This window comes from Spiroplasma endosymbiont of Seladonia tumulorum (assembly GCF_964020235.1).
Taxonomy (GTDB): domain Bacteria; phylum Bacillota_I; class Bacilli_A; order Mycoplasmatales; family Mycoplasmataceae; genus Spiroplasma.
Genome location: NZ_OZ026545.1, coordinates 532577 through 555149, shown reverse-complemented (window position 1 = coordinate 555149; position 22573 = coordinate 532577). Strand labels below are relative to the sequence as shown.

The 22573-nt window shown below is 25.2% G+C and carries 28 protein-coding genes and 1 pseudogene; 19 read left to right on the top strand and 10 right to left on the bottom strand.

Annotation, left to right across the window (positions count from 1 at the left end; translation table 4 throughout):
• Nucleotides 1–142 precede the first annotated feature (142 nt).
• From AACL22_RS03585 to AACL22_RS03540, 8 genes and pseudogenes are all read left to right on the top strand, one after another.
• Complete coding sequence (locus AACL22_RS03585) at nt 143–1045, top strand: hypothetical protein (protein ID WP_338989669.1); 903 nt, start codon at nt 143–145, stop codon at nt 1043–1045.
• 75 nt (nt 1046–1120) lie between these two features.
• Complete coding sequence (locus AACL22_RS03580) at nt 1121–3313, top strand: hypothetical protein (protein ID WP_338989668.1); 2193 nt, start codon at nt 1121–1123, stop codon at nt 3311–3313.
• Nucleotides 3314–3335: 22 nt separating this feature from the next.
• Entirely contained in the window at nt 3336–7700 is a 4365-nt protein-coding gene (locus tag AACL22_RS03575) for an ABC transporter permease (RefSeq protein ID WP_338989667.1), read from the top strand.
• Between the two features lie 140 nt (nt 7701–7840).
• The gene (locus AACL22_RS03570; RefSeq protein WP_338989666.1) at nt 7841–8041 is read left to right on the top strand and encodes a hypothetical protein; all 201 of its coding nucleotides are present in this window, start codon (nt 7841–7843) and stop codon (nt 8039–8041) included.
• 14 nt (nt 8042–8055) lie between these two features.
• A complete protein-coding gene (locus AACL22_RS03565; RefSeq protein WP_338989665.1) occupies nt 8056–8460 on the top strand; it encodes a hypothetical protein in 405 nt (134 codons plus the stop codon).
• Nucleotides 8423–9860, top strand: a pseudogene (locus AACL22_RS13730) (PTS transporter subunit EIIC); the annotation flags it as partial. The gene AACL22_RS03565 and the pseudogene AACL22_RS13730, both read left to right, overlap by 38 nt.
• A gap of 992 nt (nt 9861–10852) precedes the next feature.
• Nucleotides 10853–11005, top strand: a complete 153-nt coding sequence (locus tag AACL22_RS03545) for a hypothetical protein (RefSeq protein WP_338989661.1) — start codon at nt 10853–10855, stop codon at nt 11003–11005.
• The gene (locus AACL22_RS03540) at nt 10968–11243 is read left to right on the top strand and encodes a hypothetical protein (RefSeq protein ID WP_338989660.1); all 276 of its coding nucleotides are present in this window, start codon (nt 10968–10970) and stop codon (nt 11241–11243) included. The genes AACL22_RS03545 and AACL22_RS03540 overlap by 38 nt, the downstream gene beginning before the upstream one ends.
• A gap of 153 nt (nt 11244–11396) precedes the next feature.
• Here the strand turns inward: AACL22_RS03540 and AACL22_RS03535 are convergent, their stop codons facing one another.
• The gene (locus AACL22_RS03535) at nt 11397–11993 is read right to left on the bottom strand and encodes an IS30 family transposase (protein WP_338989658.1); all 597 of its coding nucleotides are present in this window, start codon (nt 11991–11993) and stop codon (nt 11397–11399) included.
• A gap of 319 nt (nt 11994–12312) precedes the next feature.
• On the opposite strand from AACL22_RS03535, the gene AACL22_RS03530 reads away from it, so the two are divergent.
• The 11 genes from AACL22_RS03530 to AACL22_RS03480 all read left to right on the top strand — a co-directional run bounded on the left by AACL22_RS03530 (nt 12313) and on the right by AACL22_RS03480 (nt 16251).
• A complete protein-coding gene (locus AACL22_RS03530) occupies nt 12313–12552 on the top strand; it encodes a hypothetical protein (protein ID WP_338989656.1) in 240 nt (79 codons plus the stop codon).
• A gap of 540 nt (nt 12553–13092) precedes the next feature.
• On the top strand, nt 13093–13377 hold the full coding sequence (locus AACL22_RS03525; RefSeq protein ID WP_338989655.1) for a hypothetical protein: 285 nt from the start codon (nt 13093–13095) through the stop codon (nt 13375–13377).
• A gap of 9 nt (nt 13378–13386) precedes the next feature.
• A complete protein-coding gene (locus tag AACL22_RS03520; protein ID WP_338989654.1) occupies nt 13387–13554 on the top strand; it encodes a hypothetical protein in 168 nt (55 codons plus the stop codon).
• A 13-nt stretch (nt 13555–13567) separates the two neighbouring features.
• The gene (locus AACL22_RS03515) at nt 13568–13741 is read left to right on the top strand and encodes a hypothetical protein (RefSeq protein WP_338988935.1); all 174 of its coding nucleotides are present in this window, start codon (nt 13568–13570) and stop codon (nt 13739–13741) included.
• 1 nt (nt 13742) lies between these two features.
• A complete protein-coding gene (locus AACL22_RS03510) occupies nt 13743–13880 on the top strand; it encodes a hypothetical protein (protein ID WP_338989652.1) in 138 nt (45 codons plus the stop codon).
• Nucleotides 13881–13882: 2 nt separating this feature from the next.
• Complete coding sequence (locus AACL22_RS03505) at nt 13883–14299, top strand: single-stranded DNA-binding protein (protein WP_338989650.1); 417 nt, start codon at nt 13883–13885, stop codon at nt 14297–14299.
• The gene (locus AACL22_RS03500; RefSeq protein ID WP_338989649.1) at nt 14290–14502 is read left to right on the top strand and encodes a hypothetical protein; all 213 of its coding nucleotides are present in this window, start codon (nt 14290–14292) and stop codon (nt 14500–14502) included. The genes AACL22_RS03505 and AACL22_RS03500 overlap by 10 nt, the downstream gene beginning before the upstream one ends.
• The gene (locus AACL22_RS03495) at nt 14472–14942 is read left to right on the top strand and encodes a hypothetical protein (protein WP_338989647.1); all 471 of its coding nucleotides are present in this window, start codon (nt 14472–14474) and stop codon (nt 14940–14942) included. Before AACL22_RS03500 ends, AACL22_RS03495 begins: the two co-directional genes overlap by 31 nt.
• Complete coding sequence (locus AACL22_RS03490) at nt 14900–15595, top strand: ERF family protein (RefSeq protein WP_338989646.1); 696 nt, start codon at nt 14900–14902, stop codon at nt 15593–15595. The genes AACL22_RS03495 and AACL22_RS03490 overlap by 43 nt, the downstream gene beginning before the upstream one ends.
• Nucleotides 15595–16068, top strand: a complete 474-nt coding sequence (locus tag AACL22_RS03485; RefSeq protein WP_338989644.1) for a hypothetical protein — start codon at nt 15595–15597, stop codon at nt 16066–16068. Before AACL22_RS03490 ends, AACL22_RS03485 begins: the two co-directional genes overlap by 1 nt.
• Before the next feature lie 6 nt (nt 16069–16074).
• Entirely contained in the window at nt 16075–16251 is a 177-nt protein-coding gene (locus tag AACL22_RS03480) for a hypothetical protein (RefSeq protein WP_338989642.1), read from the top strand.
• A gap of 25 nt (nt 16252–16276) precedes the next feature.
• Here AACL22_RS03480 and AACL22_RS03475 read toward each other — a convergent pair whose 3' ends face one another.
• The 9 genes from AACL22_RS03475 to AACL22_RS03435 all read right to left on the bottom strand — a co-directional run bounded on the left by AACL22_RS03475 (nt 16277) and on the right by AACL22_RS03435 (nt 22572).
• Nucleotides 16277–16612: a hypothetical protein gene (locus tag AACL22_RS03475; protein WP_338989640.1), complete on the bottom strand. Its 336-nt coding sequence runs from the start codon at nt 16610–16612 to the stop codon at nt 16277–16279.
• Nucleotides 16613–16706: 94 nt separating this feature from the next.
• Entirely contained in the window at nt 16707–17189 is a 483-nt protein-coding gene (locus AACL22_RS03470) for a hypothetical protein (protein WP_338989639.1), read from the bottom strand.
• 176 nt (nt 17190–17365) lie between these two features.
• A complete protein-coding gene (locus AACL22_RS03465) occupies nt 17366–19240 on the bottom strand; it encodes a DDE-type integrase/transposase/recombinase (RefSeq protein WP_338989638.1) in 1875 nt (624 codons plus the stop codon).
• A 259-nt stretch (nt 19241–19499) separates the two neighbouring features.
• Entirely contained in the window at nt 19500–19763 is a 264-nt protein-coding gene (locus tag AACL22_RS03460; RefSeq protein WP_338988774.1) for a hypothetical protein, read from the bottom strand.
• A gap of 49 nt (nt 19764–19812) precedes the next feature.
• Nucleotides 19813–20058 (bottom strand): hypothetical protein, encoded by a 246-nt coding sequence (locus AACL22_RS03455; protein ID WP_338989637.1) that lies wholly within the window; start codon nt 20056–20058, stop codon nt 19813–19815.
• A complete protein-coding gene (locus AACL22_RS03450; RefSeq protein WP_338989636.1) occupies nt 20048–20986 on the bottom strand; it encodes a hypothetical protein in 939 nt (312 codons plus the stop codon). Before AACL22_RS03450 ends, AACL22_RS03455 begins: the two co-directional genes overlap by 11 nt.
• 6 nt (nt 20987–20992) lie before the next feature.
• Nucleotides 20993–21547 (bottom strand): hypothetical protein, encoded by a 555-nt coding sequence (locus AACL22_RS03445; protein ID WP_338989635.1) that lies wholly within the window; start codon nt 21545–21547, stop codon nt 20993–20995.
• A gap of 201 nt (nt 21548–21748) precedes the next feature.
• A complete protein-coding gene (locus AACL22_RS03440; protein WP_338989634.1) occupies nt 21749–22093 on the bottom strand; it encodes a hypothetical protein in 345 nt (114 codons plus the stop codon).
• A 17-nt stretch (nt 22094–22110) separates the two neighbouring features.
• The gene (locus AACL22_RS03435; RefSeq protein ID WP_338989633.1) at nt 22111–22572 is read right to left on the bottom strand and encodes a hypothetical protein; all 462 of its coding nucleotides are present in this window, start codon (nt 22570–22572) and stop codon (nt 22111–22113) included.
• Nucleotide 22573 lies beyond the last annotated feature (1 nt).

Here is a 22573-nt window from a genome sequence, read left to right as displayed (position 1 = left end):
TTTATAATAAGAGTCTTTTTGTTTAAATAAAAGCACCTTATTTTTTAAAAAACAAGAGTTAGTATCTTGTTTTTTCTTTTTTTTGCTTTAATATAGTTAGTAAGCAATATCGGATTATATTGAAATTTGTGAGGAGAGAAAAATGAATTTATTACATGAATGATCAAGTTTTAATATCCTAAATTCAATTTCATTTTTCTTTAATCCGTTATTGGAACGTATTGCAATAATTTTTTTTACTAATTTTCTTTTATTCTATTTTGTTTTAAAGATTGTAAAATATTTTTTTACTATTCGCGCTAGAAAAAATAAAGCAAAATCTTTAGTAGCAAAATATTTCTTTAATGCAACTTTTGCTATTAGTGAATTTATTGTGCTTTTAATTTTACAAATCATTCTTTTACAAATTTATGCAAGTAAAACAGATACTAGTATTTATCTTAGCACTATTTTAGTTATACAATTTTTTATTGCAATTATTATCTTAATAAATAAACAATTTTTAAACTATACTTTAAAATTAGTTATGTTTGTTTTGTTCTCATTGTTGTTTTCATTTTTAATAACAAAGCAATTGTGAAATTGTTTTTATCATATTAATAATAATCATATTTTAGCATTATGATTAATAAAAAATATTTCAATTGTTTTTATTATTACATTTTTTTATTTATTTGATTTAAAAACAACATTTTTACATGATTTTGCTTTCCGAATTTTAACTTTCTTAATTTTAATTAGTAATTTTGAAAATGGCTCAGCAGACTTAAAAATTTTAGATCGTTCATTGTTTTTTAAAATTATTTTAAAAATAATTAAAGTTTTATGTTTATTAGATTTATTTTTCTTAATAAAAACTGCCAAGAAAACAATGAAAAATTTATGACAAATTAATGATGATAATTCAATTCAACTTGTTGCACTTTTATTATTGTTAAATAATATTCGTTTTTTTAATATTAGTGAAAAAAATGGTTTAGAAAATTTACCAAATAAATTCTTAAGAAATGAAATTAATGGTTGAAGAGGGATCCTTCAAGAATAAAATAAGAATTAATTTATTTTACTAATTCAATGATTTAGTTATTTATTAATTATAAAAAGAAAAGAGGAAATAATAATGCGAAAGTTACTTAATATTTTAGCAGCAGCAACGTTAGTAGCAACGCCAGCTCTTACTGCTAGTTGTAAAACTAAGACAAAAGCAGTAGAAGACAAATATAAAGATTCATCAGTTGAAAATTTACCTAATGGACCATTAAAATCAAAAATTTTACAAACAACATTATTTACAAAACTAACAATTGCGAATCGACATGAAATTTTAAATACATATACACCTTCAATGTTACAAATGTTAATGCGACTACCTGATTCATATAAAGATAAGGATGGTAATATTGTTGATATTGATTACTATCGGGGTAAATATTTAAATAAAAATGATGGGATGCCGTTAACAACTTTATTATCAAATTATGATTATATGAATTTATTAGATAATGAATTATATAATACAGAAAAACAAACTAAGAAAAAAATTCCTGATTATTCTGATAAAGACCCGTTACCAACAATTCCTAATTTAGCAGAAAATAGTAATATGTTAAATTATTGATTTGATGGCGGACCAATGTCAAGTTATTCAACTGCAAAGGAAATTTTACCAACTAAATGTGATGATAACAGAATTAATCAAAACATTATTGATGCATGTAATAAAGCAATGTTTGAGATGCCACGCGCAACTTATTTTTATAATTTAAATATGGATTATAATCCAGTGGCAACAAAAGATATTAAATTTGATACGAGTACAAATCAGAACTTCCTTATTAATAATCAAAAATTTGAGACAGGAGGTCCATTTAAAACAACCCAAAAATCAGAAGAACAAGATAAATTAGCAATAATTTTACAGTTAATTTTAATGGCGGATATGTTTACAGACCGTTCACAATCAAAAGCAAATATTAATCAATTGAACAAATTTTTAGCTTTATCAAAAGATAGTGATGGAACATTTATGGGAAGTATTTTAGGAGCTATTTATTATCAGATTTTTGCTTCTCCTAAATTACCTAATGACCCAACAAAAGAAAATGCAAATTATATTTTTGCAAAATTTGGGGTAACAAAAGCGTTGCAACTTTTAGGTAAAGATAATACTGAAAGACAAGCAATTCAACAAAAAATTGATGATTTTTTCACTAAACAATCACAAGTTTTTAGTGATTTATTAAAAGTAAAACCAATGAAACCGGAACTAGACTTAGCTAATCCAGAAGATCAATATAAAAATCGTGATGCAATGTGAAATGGTAAAACACCAAACTTAAAATTAGCTGATTTATTGTTTAAAAAAGATGATTCAACAAAATCTTTGGCTGAATTATTTACTGATTTTGGAGAATATCTTGATGATTTATATACTAAAGCAGATTTAGAACGCCAAAGAGAAGCAAATAATTCAATTAGTAGTTTTTTAACACTTGCTGCTAATAAAGTTACTCCTGGATTTAAAGTAGTATTACAGTCAATGTCAAAAATGATGTTATCAAAATCAGAAGATGGTTTAGGAACCTTAAGTGTTAATGATATTAATCGTTTTGTTGTTGCTTTATCAAAAGGAATCTTACAAAGTTCTAATGCGTTAACAGAAGTTAGCAAGTTGCCATGATCAGAAGCAAGTGACCAAGAACAAAATCAAACAAAAATTGCACAATTATTAACAGGCAGTGATGACCCATCGACACCAGCAAAGAGTTCATTTATGGATTTAGCATTTACATGGTTTAATGATAGTGCGCAACCAGTAAGGGCATTATTAAACAAATTATATTTTGATCCAAATTCAGAAACACGAAAAGATTTATTAGCAATTAATAATGCTTTATATGACTATTCAAATACTTTATTATTAGGAGCAAATTGAAATATTAGCAATGCTAAATTAGAAGAAAATAAATTATCGTATGATATTGAATATCAAGGAACAGGTGATGCTGATGTTGCTGCTAATTTAGATTTACATCAAAAATGATATGTTTCAAAAGCAGACATTAAGACTTATCAAGATTTAAATGCAGCTTATTTAAATGCATTAGGTAATCATGATTTGGATTGATTTATGAAATATGATGGTCTAGGAAATAATTACCAAAAAGTGCATTATAAATATAAAGTAACTTGAATGAATATTAATCCTGGTGATGATAGTCATCAATATTGAGTAATTTCTAATATTCAATGATTTGCAAAAGATAGTAGCGGGCAATGAAAACATTATTATGATGCAATTGAAAATGATTAAAAGTGGAATATAAGAGCTAAACATGAAAAAAATATTGTTAATGAAGCAAGGGATTTTAGGAATAATTAAAGCAAAAGGGCAATTCATTTCTTTGCTTCTTTTGATTTTTATTTGTTCAATTATTACTTCTTGTCTATTTACAACGGTCACTAGTTTACAATCAGCAAATCGACAAATGGGTTATGGTAGTTTTGATTATAATTATTCATTTCATTATTTAGCAATGGATTTTGAAAATTCAAATATGCAAACAATTACTCCAAGTTTTGCTTTTGATACAGAATATGTTTTAGTAGAAAACAATGATAATAAATTAACATATCCAAAAATTACAATTGGTGCAGCAGCGACAGATGTTTTTACTGCATTAAAACCATCTGATATTAATTTTAAATTAACAAATGATAAAATTAGTAATTTAACATTAAATTTAACATTACGAACAACTGCGCCAAATTATCAAAACTCATTAATAGCAAAATTACGAGCAATGGGTTATAATGCTTTAGCTGACCAATATTTTAAACTATTTTATACAACGCAAATATATAAGAACTTTTTAGGAATTATTACGGACTATATTAATACTAGTTTTTTAAAAAAGCAAAGTAATGCAACGAATGAAGAAATTAAAGTAAGTATTGCTAATTTTATTAATGGAAAAGCAACTTCCGAACAGCGAGCAATTGAACGATGAGATTATAATTTAAAAACAGTTGATAATGATTTTACTAAATTTGATATTCCTGATATTACTTTAACATTTGGGAAACAAGATAGTAAAACAGCGGTAACTAATATTTCAGAAAATACTTTATTTAAAAAAGGACTTCGTGGTAGTTTTGGCGTTGCTACTCGTTTTAATGTAATTGATACAAGTGGAAACAAGGAAACACGAATTCAGTATTTAGCACAATCACCGTGGCAATATATTGATAAATTAAATCAAACAGGAATTAATGAAGCCCGAATGGTTATTGGTGATTTATTTAATAAAGTTACTTTTTTTGGTAATTATAGTGAACGAAGTTCTTTTCTTAATTTTGTACAGACTTATTATACAATGTTGGGCGTTGTTAGCAATTTTGATATTGCAATTCGACAAGAAGTTATAACTTGGGATATTGCTAATAATTTAAAATATAAAGTAATTGGTTGACATGATTTATTAAAAGAAGAACAATTAAAGCTTTTTGATAAAGTTAATGAGTGGTCAGGACTATCATTAAATGAATCGACAATTAGCAATTATTATGCTGTTGTTAGTCCTAATTATCTAAAAGTACATCATAAAAATTTGCGTGATAATATCCAAATTGGCGAACGAACATTTTCAATTGGGGCAAGTGGTGGTGATACTTTAAATATTTATCCAACTATTTATGAAACTGATTTTATTCCTGATTTTAAAACGGATGTTGTCATTTATCTATCGTCTTATGGAATGTCTTTATTAGCAGAAGATAATAATAAAGGTTTAATTAATTTAAAGGATAATTCGCGAGTATTCTTAAAAAGTTTAACAAATAGACCAACCGAGAATTTAGCAATTTTTAAAAAATATTATGCAAATAATCCTAATCAATTAGATTTTTATGCTCAAATGCTAACCAAAAATTCAACACCACTGGGCAACGATCCTTCAATTGGTGCTTTTGAACCAAAAGAAGTAACAAGTTCATTAACACGACGCTATGATTTATTAGCAAAAACAATTAATGTTTACATTTATATTGGCTTATTCTTCATTATTATTTTTGCCATAACATTATTTGCTGTTTCATATATTATTATTAAAGAAATGATTAAACGTGAGTCACCACAAACTGGAATGTTAAAAGCTGCTGGCTATTATTTACGTGAAATTGCATTTTCCTATTGAAGCATTTTAATGGTTAGTATTTTAATTGCAGTACCAACCGGTTGATTAGTTGGAATTACCGTCCAATTATTCGTTGTAAAATTATTTAATATGTTTTTTATAATCAATTGAAGTTTTACTTGAAACTGAATGATTTTGCTTTTCCTAATTGGGTTCTTTGTTATTTTCTTATCATTAATTACTTTTATTACTTGTTATTTTTCAATTAATAAAACAGAAGTTTTAAGTTTAATTCATCCAATGCGTGAGTTAAAAGTTAATAATAGTTTAGCTCGTACTGTACGTAGTTTCCATTTTAAAACTTTTGTGGGTCGTTTCCGGATGGTTATTTTATCAACTTCACTAAAACAAGCATTTACTTATTTAGGAATTTTTGCCTTAGTAACATTTACTTTGACTGTCTCATTATTAGCACCAGTCTATGCAAAAAATTTTAATACAAATTATTATAAAAACATTAAATATGGTAGTGAAGTTAAATACAGTAATGTCATAAGTAATAATCCGTTTTCTTATTATAAAACTTATGCATGAAATGGAATTGATAATGTTCCTAAGTCAACTGATCCAATTGAACAAGATTTATATCCCATTGGTGGGATAACACCACTAGCAAATTACTATAGTATTGATGGAGGAGCGATAATTAAACCATTAAAAGCGGTGAAACAAGAGCCAACTGTAGCTGGGATTTTAAAAGATATGTTATCTTATAATTTTGTTACTTTATCAGGAACTAATTTATCATTAGGAATTTTTAATTATTTAAATAACTTAGTAAAAAATTCTTCAGCTGGTGATAGTGTTCGAACTTTAGTATCAGAAATTTTATGTACCGTATTACCAAAAGCATTAGGCATTGGGGCAATTCCATACCCACCATTTACTGACAAGGAAGATTATCCTGCGTTATGAAGAACATGTTTTAGTAAAACAACAAATGGGATTATCCCAGCTGCAGTTAAAGAAGATTGAAATAAAAATCCGGATCGAGCAAATTATTTTGCATTAGGAATTGGAACAATGAGTTATAATCCAGCAACTGATGATGTTTTTACTAGTTTTGATGGAACATATAATGATAAGCAATTTCCTATTTATGGAATTAATCCAAATACAAAAATGTTAAAATTATCATCCGCTGAGCGTGCTATTTTAGCAAATAATAATGGTACCGTAATTAATGCAATTGCTAATGTTACTGCATTACATCGTTTAAATCTTAATGTTGGAGAGGAAATTGAATTAACTCCCGAAGTAACAACATTGCAATATAATACTGGTTACCATGAATGAACAGAATTTACTAACAATAATACAGATTTAAAATATCAAAACTGAAAATATAATTTAAGTGGTAATGCTGTTGGATGAAATGTAAATAATTATCAAAGTTTGTATTCATTAGATAAAAGTTATTTTACTTATAATACAAGTTCACAAACGAAATATTATGTTACTGCTGATCGGAAGAGTAAATATCATAATTTAAATAATGTTGAATTATGAATTCCAACGAATTCGGCGATGGGAGCAATTTGAAGTAAAAAAATAATTACATTGAGTAATGGTCTTCAACGGATTTTATTAAAAGAATTAACAGTTGACGGAAATAAAATTATTCGAAAAGAACGAGTTGATAATAAAGAGTACTGAGTTATTAAACCATATAATTTTAGTTTTGGTGGAACATATAGTGGCGATTTTATTGATGGAATTCCAACAACATGATACCAAGCTGCTGTTGATAATAATTTTATTAAAGCAGCACCATCTTTAACACAAAAGCCAGTTAAAGTTAAAATTGTTAAAAGCATTGCAACTTATGATGCACCACGCTTGTTTATTAGTATCAATGATGCTAATCAAATTAATTCATTTCCAATAAATAAAATTGATAATAATTTAAATATAATGCAATGATACAATGGAAAATATACAACCGAATTACAACCATCTGATCAAATTAATCGTTATGCGTTATCATCAACAAATGGTGATTTATCATTAAATAATTTCACGACTTCTTATAACTCATCTGTTTTGACAGCTGATTATGTTGGTATTAAAGCCAAAATTATGAGTCGGGTTATTATTGTTGTTTTATCAGTTGCTTTAATTTTTATTGTCATTATCATTATGGTTTCTGTTATTACAATATATTTTGCAATTGATCTCTTTATTAAAAAGTTTATTAAAATTATTGCAACAATGAAAGTACAAGGTTATAGTCGTTGAGAAATTAATAATTTAACATTAGGAATTTTTATTCCCTTTGCTGTTGTTGGTTGATTACTGGGATATTTTATCACTTGAGGTTTAGCATGGACAATTACCCAGCGGATTTTAATGTTCTTTAATTTCTATGTTTCAATTGGAACAGGACTAATTACATTACCAATTATCTTAGGAGGAATTATTATTTTATATGTTATCTCGTACTTTATTTCAATGAAAAAAATTAATCAATTAAATATTCAAGAAATTGTTATGATGGAAAGTTAACAGGATTTAATAAAACTATGGTTTAGAACCATAGTTTTATTTTAATTCATTAATAGGTTTTAAAAACAGTAAAAATAGCGTATAGTTAATATTAAGGATTTATTTTAAATAAGATAATTTATTTTTAATGAGGGTTTGAAATGTTTAACTTTACAACAAAACAAAAGTTAGTAATTAATGGTAGTTTATTAGGAATGACTTTATTAGCTTTAATTGGGTTATTATGTTATTTTTTAAAATTGTTAATTCCAGCGATTGTTTTATTATCAATTGCTGGTCTTGGTTTTTTTGCGATAATGATTATGTGACTCGTTATGGAACGGCATAATAAGAAAAAGTAAGGAGTTGATGTAATATGACTGAAAATGAAATTATTCGTAAAATTAAAGATATTAGTATAGATACTGATCACCGTTTTTCTTTTATCGCAAAATATATTTTACAAAATTTAATGATTGTTCCTGAAATTACGATTAAGGAAATGGCTGAATGTACTTATACATCAATTGCTACTATTAATCGCTTTACCAAATATTTAAATTTAGATGGATATAAAGAATTAATTCATATTATTAAATATTTTAACCATAACCTGGCTGGTGAAGAAAGCATTATGATTGGTGAAACTAATAATAGTTTAATTTTTAATACGTATAATAATATTATTCGTAGTTTACATGATACATTCCGATTAACATTAAATCAAAAGGGTATTATTAATAATGTTATTAAACATTTGTTTAACGAGACTGCGTCTTAATTTGAAACCAACAGCAGAGATTGATCTAGATAAATTAAAAGCAACACCAAATGTAATGGGTGTATTGAAACCATCACCAACAGAGTTACAGATTGTCTTGGGGCCAGGTTTTGTTGCAAATGTTACACAAGCTTTTGGGAAATTAGTTAATGCTAATAAAACTGCTTATAACGAAAATGATGGTACGAATGAATTTGTTAGTGCTGCACAAGCAGCGAAGGCTGTAAAAGGCGAAATGAAAGAAAAACAAAATAAAGTACAAACTTTTTTTACTAAATTTTTAAAAATCTTTTCACCAATGATTATCGGTTTTATTGGGGCAGGGATTTTATCGGGAATTGCTGGAATTATGCAATCTGCATATGGTGGCACAATGGATACTAGTCATGCCCCAGCAGCTGTCGTATCTTGATTTAAGGCATTAAACTTAATTCTAGACATTTGAAAAATGCTTTTATAATTATTGTTGGATGACGAACTTGTGAAGTTTGAGGAGGCAGTGGTGTCTTAGAAGCAATGACTGCTGCAATTTATTCGCCAGTTTTTGTAAGTAGTGTAATTCCAATGCTAGTCGTTGGTGATGCTAATCATGTTAATTATTTAGGGATTAATATTACTAATCCACTAACAAATTGATTAACAGTTGGCTTTCGTCCAAGCATAGATGCTAATGGTAATTTAGTGTTTGGATATCCGTCAGGAAATATTTTAGGGGCCTTATTAACAGCAACAGCGGCCTTATGAATGGAGCCGCGGTGTTCATAAATTTATGCCAGGAGTCTTAGACACAATTGGGACTCCAACATTAGTATTATTTGGCCTATTATTATTAAATATCTTTTTACTAATCCCTATTTCAGGTTATTTATACCAAGCAGTAGCATGATTATTTGCACATTTATACACTAATCCTTTTGGCGCCTTTGTTTTAGCCGCAATTTTCTTACTTGCAGTTGCTTTTGGAATTCACCAAGGATTTGTTCCAATTTACGGAATTTTAATTGAACAAACAGGAGTTAATGGTTTATTTTCATTTTTAGGAATGGCAGGAATGGCACAAGTTGGTACTGGGATTGCCCTATGAATTATGGCAGCAAAAGGGAGTTTATTGCGTCGTCAAATTCAAGGAGCCTTGATTCCAGCAATTTTTGGAATTGGAGAACCAATGATTTATGGAGTAATTTTACCACGAATCCGTCCATTTGTTACAAGTTTAATTGGAGCAGGTTTTGGTGGCTTCTTTATTGGTGCAGTTGTATATGTGAGGACATATTACTTTTGGTTTAAATGCAATGTTTGGCCCTTCAGGAATTTTAGCAACCTTTATGATGACTACTGATACTGGTAATGTTCCATTAGCAGTGGGGATTTATCTTATTGGCTGTGCCATTGCAATTTTAGGATAGTCGGAAAAAAGCTTAGTTTTTATAAAAATTATAAATAAAGTAATTAAATACAAATTAAAGTAATCGCTTATTAGAACGATTTTTTTATTTGCATTATTCATCAGATAGTATCTTTAAAATTAAAAATTAACCTATTTTGCCCTACAAACTAGTTAATTTTTATAATTTCCTTTCTGTGATTTATTATATTTTTTCGGTTTAACAACTAATAATATTATTTTTAATAAAGGTACTATCTGATGAATAATACAATACTAAAACTTAATATTTTGATGCTTAAAGATGGATAACTCATCTATGGCACGAAGTCTTAAAGAAAGTGTGAAAGTAATTGGATTTACTCTCCTATTTATTTCTTTAATTCTCGGCAAGATTAATCACTTGTGAAATGTCAGAGCATGTGTTTTTTTGGCTTGTTTTCATAAAAAGAGTGTTGTTAAACCGAAAAAAACAATATCGGACACTAAAAAAACAAGAGGGTTGGAACTCCAAAAGGTTATTTTCTTTATATAAAGTTGTGTAGGGATGGAAGAAGCGTAATTAATAACTGGGTAAACTGTTTTTTGTTTATTTCCGTATGGGGTAAACTCTATCAAAATACCCTATCCGCCCCCGCTCACCTTCAAAGTGGAGCGGGCGGCGAAGTAATTAAATATTAAAATAAATTATTTACTAAATATCAAAATATTAACCAATAAAGGAATACTATGTTTTTTTACAGAAAGGAAAATATTTGATGAAAAAATGAAATAAAAAAATTAAAAATAAATTACAAGAATTAATGATACAAACTTATCTGGTAACAGTAAATGATATTAATGATGAAATTTGAGCAACAAATAAAAAGAATTAAGGAGTATAGATAAATAACAGAATATAAAAGTAAATATATTAATAAAACTTGAAATGAAATAACAACATCATTTAATTGAGTTAATTGTCAACCTATTAATTGTCGTATTTCACATCATAAAAAGCATTATGATTTGCAATGTTTAGAATGAGCCAAAATGTACTTAAATTTATTTAAAGACAAGTGAGGTGTTATTGTTTCATATATGCAATATTATAAAATTAACGATATTTTAGATTTAGCATCCGATGGATGAAAAATATTACAAATTAACAAAAAAAAATAAAACAAATAAATTAAAATATATTATTGCAATTGACCCTGTTGGAATTGGACAAACTGGTATTATTATTTATAATGTTTTGCAAAAGAAAATAATTAATAATATTACTTTTAATTCCAAAAATGAAGAAGAAGCAATAAATAATATGTATTTAATATTAAATGAGTTTAAAAATAAAATTTGTTCTTATTTAAATAAAGTTATTGTAATAATTGAAGATTATCAAACTTGTATAGTGTAAATGCAATTAGTTATTTCCTACTCTTATTAATTAAAATAATAGCACTTAAAAATAAGTTTGCAAGTATTTTTAAATTATTTTTTTAATTTATTTAAAATTAGTATATTTGGGCACACTAAAAAATAATTTATTAAGTTTTTTTATTTAATAAATTTATTTAATATATTTATTAAATAACTGTGTTGATGTTTCTCAATTTAAACAAGGTCTTATCTTATCATTAATTGTATTAATTATTCAATCTATTTTATCTTGTTTAATAATTCTAAAATCAGTACTTTTTGGTAATTCTCACCTTATATCTCTATTCATTCTTTTTACAATTGGTTTTTGTGTAGGACTACCTTTATCACAAAAATATGCATTTGTTTTAAGATGTTTTTCAATATCTTTTCAATTTCAAAATTCTTTTCCTTGATCAGTTATAATTCCCTTTAAATGTTTTTTTAAAAGTTTATTTTTAAAAATTTGTTTTAAAGTTTCTAATACTTCTGTTGAATTTTTTTCTTTTAATTTTTTTAAAAAGGTAAATTTAGTTAATTCTTCTGTTAATGTTAAACATGCTGATTTCTTTTCTTTACCAACAATAGTATCCATTTGAAATCAACCAAAAGTACCTTTTTCATGTTTTGTTTGTTTAATAGTTTTAAAATCATTGCTTAAATTACCACGTTTATATTTTTTCCCTTTATGTATCTTTTTTTTACTATGAAAATACAAATTACGTTTATTTAAACCAATTGGTCGCATGGAAAAAAGAAGGGTTTTAACAAATACATAGAAATTGAATAGAAATAATAAATTAAACCATTTACTAAAATGGTTTTTTTATTTGTTAAACCAAAATTATTAATTGATTCAGAGAAAGGACAGCATCTTAAATTCTTAAAATAGAAACTTTTATTACAACTTTTTGATACCCTCTTTAAGTTGTTTACACATTTATTAAATATCTTAGAAATCTTTACAAAGTGTACCTGTTTTTTCTCCAATTTTAAGGTGTTGTCCTTTCTCTGTTTCAGTTAATTAATTTGCTAATAAAAAAACTTAATAAAGGAAGGAGTAAGTAATGGAAATTAATAATCAACAAACAATATGTGATGTTAGTAATTGCTATAAAGAAATATCATTCATTACCGAAGAATTTGTATCAAATAAAGTTTTATGAACTTGTAAAAAACATAAAGAGTTATTAAATCATACAAAAGATAAAAAACAAAAGCGGTTTTATCAGAAACTGGAAAATTCAAAAATTATCTTTGATTATGAAACTGGTTTTTTAAAACTTTGATTTAATAAAACAACTTAATGCAGTGTGGGACAGTTATTTTTAACTAAGTGCTTCCATAAGAACATGAGTTTACACTCATTCCCACAGCCAGCCGAGGCAAGTACTGAAATAGTGTATGAGGAAAAAAGTAAATCGGCGCTGGTTTTATAACTAAGCGATAGTCGTGATAAGTGCAAGGTCAACATCAAACGACAATAAACAAAGAGATGGTCACTTTATAAATAAATTTGCGATAGATTTATCCCATAGAGGATGGCAGCGGTTTTAATAACCACAAAGCTAGCATTAGGCTCTTCAAGGTGCGAGTAGATTTATTTTAAAAACTGAACGCTTTGATCTGAAATGGTGCGGATGAAGAGAGAGAAAACTCTCTGGCTTCAAAAAGAAAAAACAACTGTGTATTATTAAACATTCAAACAATTAACATACCGCTACCGCTCACCCAGCGAAGCGGATGGCGTAGTAAATAAATAGATAAATACTTATATAACTAATTCTCGCTTGGCACTTTCACTTGGGAGTGAGTGCCAGCGAGTTAAAACTAGGAGGAAAAAATAAATGACAGAATATAAAAGTAAATATATTAATAAAACTTGAAATGAAATAACAACATCATTTTATTGAGTTAATTGTCAACCTATTAATTGTCGTATTTCACATCATAAAAAACATTATGATTTGCAATGTTTAGAATGAGCCAAAATGTACTTAAATTTATTTAAAGATAAATGAGATGTTATTGCTTCTTATATGCAATATTACAAAATTAACGATATTTTAGATTTAGCTTCTGATGGTTGAAAAATATTGCAATTTGAGAAAAAAATCAAAGGAATAATTTAGGAGGTATATATGAAAAAGTTAAATAAAACTTGTATTAAAAAAAGATATTGAGGTTATTGTTTTCATAAAGAATGCAATCAAGAAAATAAATTAAGTGAATTAATGCTTAAAAGTTATTCAGTATCATTTGAAGATATTACAGATGAACATTGAGCATTAAATACTAAAAAGAATTAGGAGGAATTAAATTATGAATAAAAGATACTTATTGGTAATGAAAAGTAAATATAGTGATTTTAAAACGAGCTGTTTTTATACATTAGAAGAAGCAAAAACTACTGCTAATGTTGAAAATCAACAAGAATGATTAACAACTATTATTGATTTAGAAAATGAAAATATTAAATGACAAGGATGTGAATAATATGTGAAAAGATGAAAATGGCAAAGTTTATACCAAAGAAGATTTATTTAATGAAGCATTAGAAGAATGTCATTCAGAAGAAAGTGCTTATGAATATATTGATACTTTAATTATGGAAAAGAATTTGGAGGAAATTTAATAATGAATAAATTTATTGGAATTGGTATAACAACAAAAGATATTGAAATTAAGAAAACAAGTAATGGAAAAGAATATACTATTTTTAATTTAGCAATTACTCGCCCATATTCAAAACAAAAAGAAACTAATTTTATTCCTTGTCAAGTTTGAAATAAACAAGCAATTACTTTACAAAAATATTGTCAAAAAGGTAGTCAAATAGCAATTACTGGTGTTTTACAATCTTTTAAAAATAAAGATAATAAAACTGAATGAATAGTTCAAGTATCTAATTATGAATTTTTACATACAAATAATGATTTAAAAAAATCTGATAAACCACAAGAAAAAATAGAATTTAATTCATCTGAGACAAAAGAATTATTTAATAATGATAATCAAAATATTGGTAATGATGAAACAATTTTATGAGATTAGATTTAAAACCTTTATATATTTTTAATGATGAATTACATAAGTATAGTATTTTAATACCTAGTGTAAGTAAAATTGTTAATATTTTAGTGCCAAAAGATTTTTCACAAATTGATGAGAATATTTTAAAATTAGCACAAAATCGTGGAATATGTTTACATAATATGATTGATGTTTGAATAAAAAAAATTTTGATGATGAATTAATTGAATTTATTGATTGTAAAATAAAATCACATCGTGAATTATTTAAAAATTTTACAAAACTATATCAAGAAACTTTTAAAGATATTAAATTTAAATATTATGAAACTGAAAAAACACTTTATAGTCCTTTAATGTGTGGGACAACTGATTTTATTGGAATAACAACTGATAATGAATATATAATATGTGATTGAAAAATTACTAGTTCTAATGAGAAAACAGATATTGAACGCTATATTTGACAATTAAAACTTTATTATTTATTAGAAAAAGACTTTTGTATAGATAATAAAAAAATATTAATGATAATTATAAATCCAAAATTAAAAATAGTAATTAAAGAAAAAGTTGATATTACTAAACAAAATTTAGAACAAATTAAAGAAGCAATTTTAATATGACAAGAAAGAGAGGAATGAGAAAATGCCACAAGAAACTAAAAAAAACATTAATAGCAAGTATTGGTGAAATACAACACGATTTATCATTATATTTAGAAAAAAACCAAACAATGCAAATGAATGGTAGAACAATTTATAACTATTTTGGTGAAGCACAAATATTAGAATTAGTTAAAAAAGAATTTAAAAAGCATCATATTACATATATTTGGAGTTATGTGAAAGATACTTTAAAAGTAATTAATGATATACCATATTTTGAAATGGAATTAACTTTATGTAAAGAAACAGAAGAAATTAAAACTTATTGACCTTTTACAGGGAAAAATACTGACCCCGCTAAAAGTATTGGGTCAGCATTAACTTATGGAGTTAAATATGTTTTAAGCAAACTATTAGGTTTACCAACCGAAGAATTAGACCCCGATAATAGTGAAATAAGTAAAATTAATTCTAAACAAGAAAAAGAACAAACAGAAATTATTAACAACTCAAATCCAAATTGAATGAGTGAACAGCATTTCAATAATATTAAAAATTTTATTACAAATACAAAAATAGAACAAGATATTATTTCAAAAGGTAAAAATTGATTAAAAGAAGAATTAAATGTTGAAAAATTATCACCAGTTCTGATTAGAAAACAAAGCGAAGATTTTTATTATCAATTTAAAGAAAGATTTTTAAAATAATGATAAAAATAGGTATTGACCCATCAGGAACTGGTACTACCGCTATTGTTGTTTATGAAGATAATAAATTAAAGGAAAAATTAGAATTTACTAATTATTTATGAATAAAACAAGTTGATTTTATTAAAGATATATTATTTAAACACTGCAATAATGTTTGTCTTGTAAACATTGAAAATTGCTTATATACAAATGCTAATGGTTCAAAAGACCGTGATGATTTATTAAAAATAATTGGAGTAATTAAATATGATACACACGAATTAAATAATGTTAATTGAATATCACTCCGTTATACTAAATCAGTGGTTAAAAATATGGAAAATTTAAGTAAATATAATGATAGTTATTTATGAAAATTTGATAAAGATACTAATTTAACTTATCAATATGGTAAGGGTTGATTTTATAATAATGATAAAATAAGTAATCATTTACGCGATGCAATTATTATTGCTCATTATGAGAGGTAATATATTATGAAACAATCATACAATCAAAAAACAAGAAAATATTATTCTTGTAAAATTCGTAATATAAATGTTTACTTAAATGAAAATGAAGAAAAAGTTTGAAATAAATTAAATTTTGATAGTTATTCACAACGAATAGAACATCTTATTAATTTTTATATAAAACACAATAAAGAAAAATAAAAAATAACCAATTAAGGTTATTTTTTTAAATACTATTTGTTAGTTGTCTAATAGCATCTTTTTGTTCTTGTTTTTTGTTGTTTACTTTAACTTGTTTTTTAACATTTTTAATTTGACCTGTTTTAAGTGCTAATTCTGTTGCATATTCAGGTCCTCGTAAATGTTTTTCGTGTGCAATAACAGCTGTTCTTAATTCTCTAATTTCTGCTTTATATTTTTTAATTTTCTTAGCAGATAATCCAAGAATACCAAGACTACCCATTCCACTAGCACCCGCTAATACAAGTAAAGCAATCATTAATGTATCATTTAACATTTTTTTACTTCCTTTCTCATCCTTACTCAAACAGTGGCCATCCATCCTTTCAGAACAAAATAATTTATAAATTAAACTATATAACCACCCAAAAATATCAACCACCCCTATAAATATAGTCTATTTTAATAAAATTTAATTATTTGTTTATATTTAATTCTTGTTTATTTTCTTCTTGTTTTTGTTTTTTAATATTTTCATTTTGTATATTTTTTAATTTTTCTTCTGTTATGCCATCTAAATTATTTCATTGTTTAGCTATTCGTGGTTGAACGACACGCGGATTAATACGGCAGTCAAAACAATGTCTTAAATGGTCTTTTTTTCATTTTGATTTATCAATTCAAATAATAATTAAAGAAATTATTAAAGTAATTAAAGGTAATATTGTAAATACTAATCCCATTTTAGATATTTTTAATCTTGGTATATCAATTTTCATATCTACTTTTGGTTTACTACTAGCAACAAATATACCTTGAATTCCGTGTGTAAATAAAGGTGTTATCAAAATAGCAATTCCATTACCTCAATATTGTCCATAATTATACCAATTAATTTGGTCTTTAATGCCATTAATCATCCCATACTCTAATCAACAATTTAATGCTAAAAATATCAATGTATAAAAACTAACTACTCAACTACGAATTTTATATTTTCTTTCTCATTCTCTAATATCTTTATGAGTTCAATTATAAGTCGGAATAGGGTCTTTTTTAAATCAATTTTAAGGTAAGGCACCCTTTAATCAAGTTGTTTTATCTTGTTTCATAATTATTTACCTCATTTAATTTTTTATTCATTTTTATTTAATTCTAATCATTTTTTATTGAATAATTCTTTAATATCATTTCTATTATTTGAAATAATTCTTCATATTGGATGTTTTTCAAATAAATTTAATTCATTAATAGTTGTTGCACTATTTATTTTTCTTATCACTATATCATAAGAGTCCGATGTTTCTTCTTGATACTTGGGTAAATCAATATCCATATCACGATTATAAATAGAATGTGGTTCATTTGACATTAATTCGCTATTATTTATTAATTTTCTTTTAATTGTTAAATCTTTAATAACAATATTATTTGTTTCATTTTTAATTGATCCATCTTGCTTAATTGTTATGCTTTCATAAGAATTAGCTGCTAAAAATGAAAAAATTGATTTTTGTGATATTGTTTCAAAATAATGTGTTACAAATTTATTAGCAGATGCATAATCTGTTATTGAAATTGATATTTTATAGTAATATTTTGTTAAATCATAATCTGGAATTTTAAATGTTAATTTTTCGTTTGCTTCTGGATAATTAATTAATTCTCAATCATTGCCACCACTAATAGATATATCACCACTGCCTAATAATGAAGAACCATTAATAGTTTTAATATTTGTACCGCTTACTAATTTATCTTGTTTAGTATTAATATCTTGTGATGTTTTTACAATATATTTATCATCAACTTTTTCAATATAATTTTTATTTGAATCACTATCTTTAATAACATCCGATGGAATTTCACCACTTTGTTTTGCTTTTCAAACACCATTTTCTTCATAAATAGTATCATTATCAAACGGAACGACTAATTTAATATATTCATTATAATCAATTTTACTAAAATCATTTTTTGTAGGATAACTAATATTAATACTATTATCTTTAACAATTCTATCTTTTAATCAAAATAATAATGTTGGATAAAAAGTTTTTTTACTAATATGTTTATATTCTTCTTCTCATGGATGAGCATAATTATCTAAACTATAATTATATGGTCTAGATACTGTTTTACTAGATATAATATCAATTATTTCACCGGCTAATTTTAAAGCATTTTTAACATCTCTGGTAATATTTTCATTTGCTTCAGGGTCATTAGTTTGTGAATAAGCAACTCCACCTTGTGAAAATGAAGCACTACCAGTTAAATCATTAACTCCTTTTGGTAAATATCAATTTATAACTGCTAATAAACAAGCAGATTGAATATAACTTAATCATTTATCATATTCAATTAAACCAGTATAGAGTGCACCCATTTTAGTAAGTACTAATAAAAAAGTATTTACTATTTTTTTAATTATATCTTTTTCTTTACGATTTGAATATCATGTATTTCATTTTATAACATCTTGTATATATTCTTCATGTGAATTATATATTTTATTATGGATTGTAGCTTTCTTAAGTAATGAATGAAAACTTTCTATAACAATATTATCTGCACAGTGGTAATTTTTTCCCATTGAAATTGTAATACCGTTAGATAAACATTTATCGTGATAAATAGTGGATGTATATTGATATCCGTGATCTGAGTGAATTATTATTCCATTCAGATCTTTTTTTATTAATTTTATTTTATTAATTGCATCATTTAAATTATCCATTACTAATTTATTGTCATTATATTTAGATCACTTTACATCAACTATTTCTTTAATATATCCATCAATAATTGTTGATTGATAATATCTTTCTCCTTTTCAAATTAAATATGTTACATCAGTATATAGTACTGAAAACCTTGTTTTTATATCATTGAATTTACGATTAATTAAATCAGGATATTGCAATAAGCTTTTTTCTTTATTCTGTTTATATTTCATTTTTCTTTTCATTTTTCTTACATATTCAGGTTGTATTTGATTATCACGCATAATTCTTAAAACTTTTTTGAATTATATTTTATACCATAATCTTCCTTTAAATATTTAGTAATTCTTCGATAACCAAATTGTTTTAAATTTTCTTCATAGACTTTTACAATATCATTTATTGCTTTTTTTTCTTTTTTGCTACTGTCATAATTTTTATATTTATTTCAATAACTACGTTTTAACCCTGTTACTTCTAGTAATAATTTTATTGAATATTCACAAAAATTTTGTTTAATAAAAGAGACAATTCTTAGTTTGCTTAATTGTAAAAGTCATGGAGCTTTTTTAATAATTCATACCTTGTTTTATAATATTCTAAATTTCTTTTGGCAAAAGAAATTTTAGGTCCTTTAGGATTGTTTAATTTTCCTTTTTTATGATTTGCTCATCAAGATTCTACTGTATTTGCATTTATATTATATTGTTTTGCTACTATTCAACAACTTTTTTGTTTAATTTCCTCAATGATTTTTGTTCTAAATTCTGATGTATATTTGTTATATTTTTGTCCTTTTTTTGCCATATAAAAATGCACCCTTATAAAAATTTAGCAAAATCTTTTTTTATTTTACTTACTTTTTTGGGTGCACTCTAGTATTATCTTTTTTTACTCATGGAAATAAATCTTTTTTATTTATTTTATCAGATATTGCCCCGCCTAATAATCTATCCATTCATAAACTAGTTTTTAAAATAGCATTATAAATTAAATTATCATTATAAGCAGATTGTTTTCTTTCATTAATAGGTTGTCAAAGTTTACTTTCTTTAACATCTTCAACTGTTATAAATAATAAATTACTTAAATTATTTTCCATATAATACACCTCTTAATTGATTACGATATTTATTTTTTAAATTACTTGGCTTATAACTATTAACTCTTGTTTTTGTTTTCTTAATTGTTTTAATAGTTTGATTAGTTTTGTAAAACATATTTTTAACTGGTGTTTTATATAAATTCTTAATATTTTTAACATCACTTCGGCGTTCACGATACCATTTTTTATTATTAATTTCACCAGCAAAATTAAAATTAAAATGTCCAATTTTTAAATTATTAATAAACTTTTTAATTTGTTGTAATTTTTGAACTGTTGGTAATGTTAATTTAGTAGTTCCTTTGGGATATTTTTCTTTTAATGCTTGTGGTAATCGTTTTTTAATATAATCTCTTAAATGACTAGGTAATCATTTTCTTAATCAATAACGCCAAAATAAAGTTCCTGCATTAGATACAGCATTACTTAATAATTTTCAAATTTCAACTGGAACACTAGGATAAACATATGGACCATAAAATTTCGGATGTTTTGCTGTTTTTGTATATATTAAAATAGTTAAATTGCCTGTTAAAGTTAACTTATTTGTAATATTAAACATACCACTATCAAGTCAACTACTATTTAAAGGTTGTCAATTAGTATTTAAATAATTTTCATTTTTAAATTGTTCTCTATTTTTAATATTATTATCTTTTTCTAATTGACTTAATATTTGTTGAATTTCTTTTTTATGACCTTTTTTAATTAAATCTACATAAGTAGAAGGATTTAATCGCTGATAAATATCTTCAACTTTATTTGTAATTTTATTATATTTATCACTAATATAATTAATTGACTTTAATATTTTATTTTTAACTTGATTAACTCTATTAATTAAATTTACAAATTTACTTATTAAAGGTTTATTTTCTAAATTAGATACTAATAAAGTTAAAACGCGTAATATTAGTAAATTCATTTTATATTAACCTTGATTATTTGGTTTTGATTCTGGTTTTGATGCTGAAATTAGATAATCAACTGGAACTCTAAAAGTTTTATTTAGATTACTTTTAGCGGCAGTAATTTCATCTTGGCTTGGTTGTTTTTCCAAAATAATTTTACATGTTTTTGGATATAAAATAGTTGGTGTTGCATATTGAACTTTACCAATTCATTTAGGGTTAGCAGTATCATTATCTAAAACTTGTTGAATAGTATCCATATTAATTGGATAAGCTCATATTTGTTTATTAATAATTAAACCATTTACATTAGTAAAATTATAACCTTTATCACGGTTAACTTGTCCTTTTGTATATGTTTTTTCTAAATGAAAGCTTTTTGATATTGGAATACCCATTGCAGTATTTTCATATAATTCACCATTAACCATTGCTTTTAATTGAGCTTGTGAACCAATTACTTTTAAATAAGCAGGTGTTAATCCTAAATATGCTCTTCGTCCTAAAACCATAAACATTTTATCTGTTGGTAAACCAAAATATAAATTACTAATTTGATTTGTTAATTCAATCAAAGTTTCATTTAATGTAAAGAATGCTTTATTTGCATCATCAGCATTTTCAGCTGTATAACTACGAAATGGAATTACTTCATATTGACCATCTGCTAAACAATAATCATAAATAGCCTGAATTAATTCACATTCTAAATTAACAAATTTATTCTGTACAACACTAGAAATAGCATCAGCAATAACGCCATTTTTAATATTTTGTTATATTAATGCTAAGTCAAAAGCTTCATTCATTAATTTTAAATTAAATCTTTTATCAATAAGAACTGGAATTCTTGTTAATCCCATTGTTTGAGTTGTCCCACCATTTGGTAATGAATAATCATCTTGTCATACTACACGATGAGTTAAATTATATAGTGCTTGTCCTGCATTTGGTAATCAAGCAACTTGTTCTGCGGTTGCAGTAGCATACTGCATAATACTTGCATATTCATTATATAAAGGTCCACGCAATAGAGCATTAACCATATCAACATACGCTTTTTGGTCTGTTGTATTACCTTGTAATATAAAAGGTACTTGTGGCAAATTAATTGTTGCCATAATATTTCACTCCCTTATTATCTAAGGTTTTTAAGTGTATAATCAGTTATTTTTTTAATTTCATCAGGAGTATATGCTCCTTTTTCTTTAATAGTTTCAATTTCATCACTCTTATTTTCAGTAGACTTTTCAATCATTTCTTTAATAATATTAGTTGGTGAAACTGATGGTTGTTCTTCAACAAACAAATCAGGTTTTAATTCTTTTAAAGTTTGCATTTTTTCAAATAAAGAATTACCACTAACTTTATCTAAATTAGCTTTAATATCTTCAATTTTAGTGGGTGGGACATCTTTAAATGCTTTTAATTCATCTAATTCATTAGCAACTTTTAAATAATCTTCTTTTGAAATAGTATCTTTTCGTTTTTGTATACCTTCAATAATTTGTTTTGTTTTATTATGAAATTCATTTAAAATATTATCTGCAATTTCTTCACTTAAACCTTGTTCGATTAATTGTTCTTTTGTAAGTGCCACT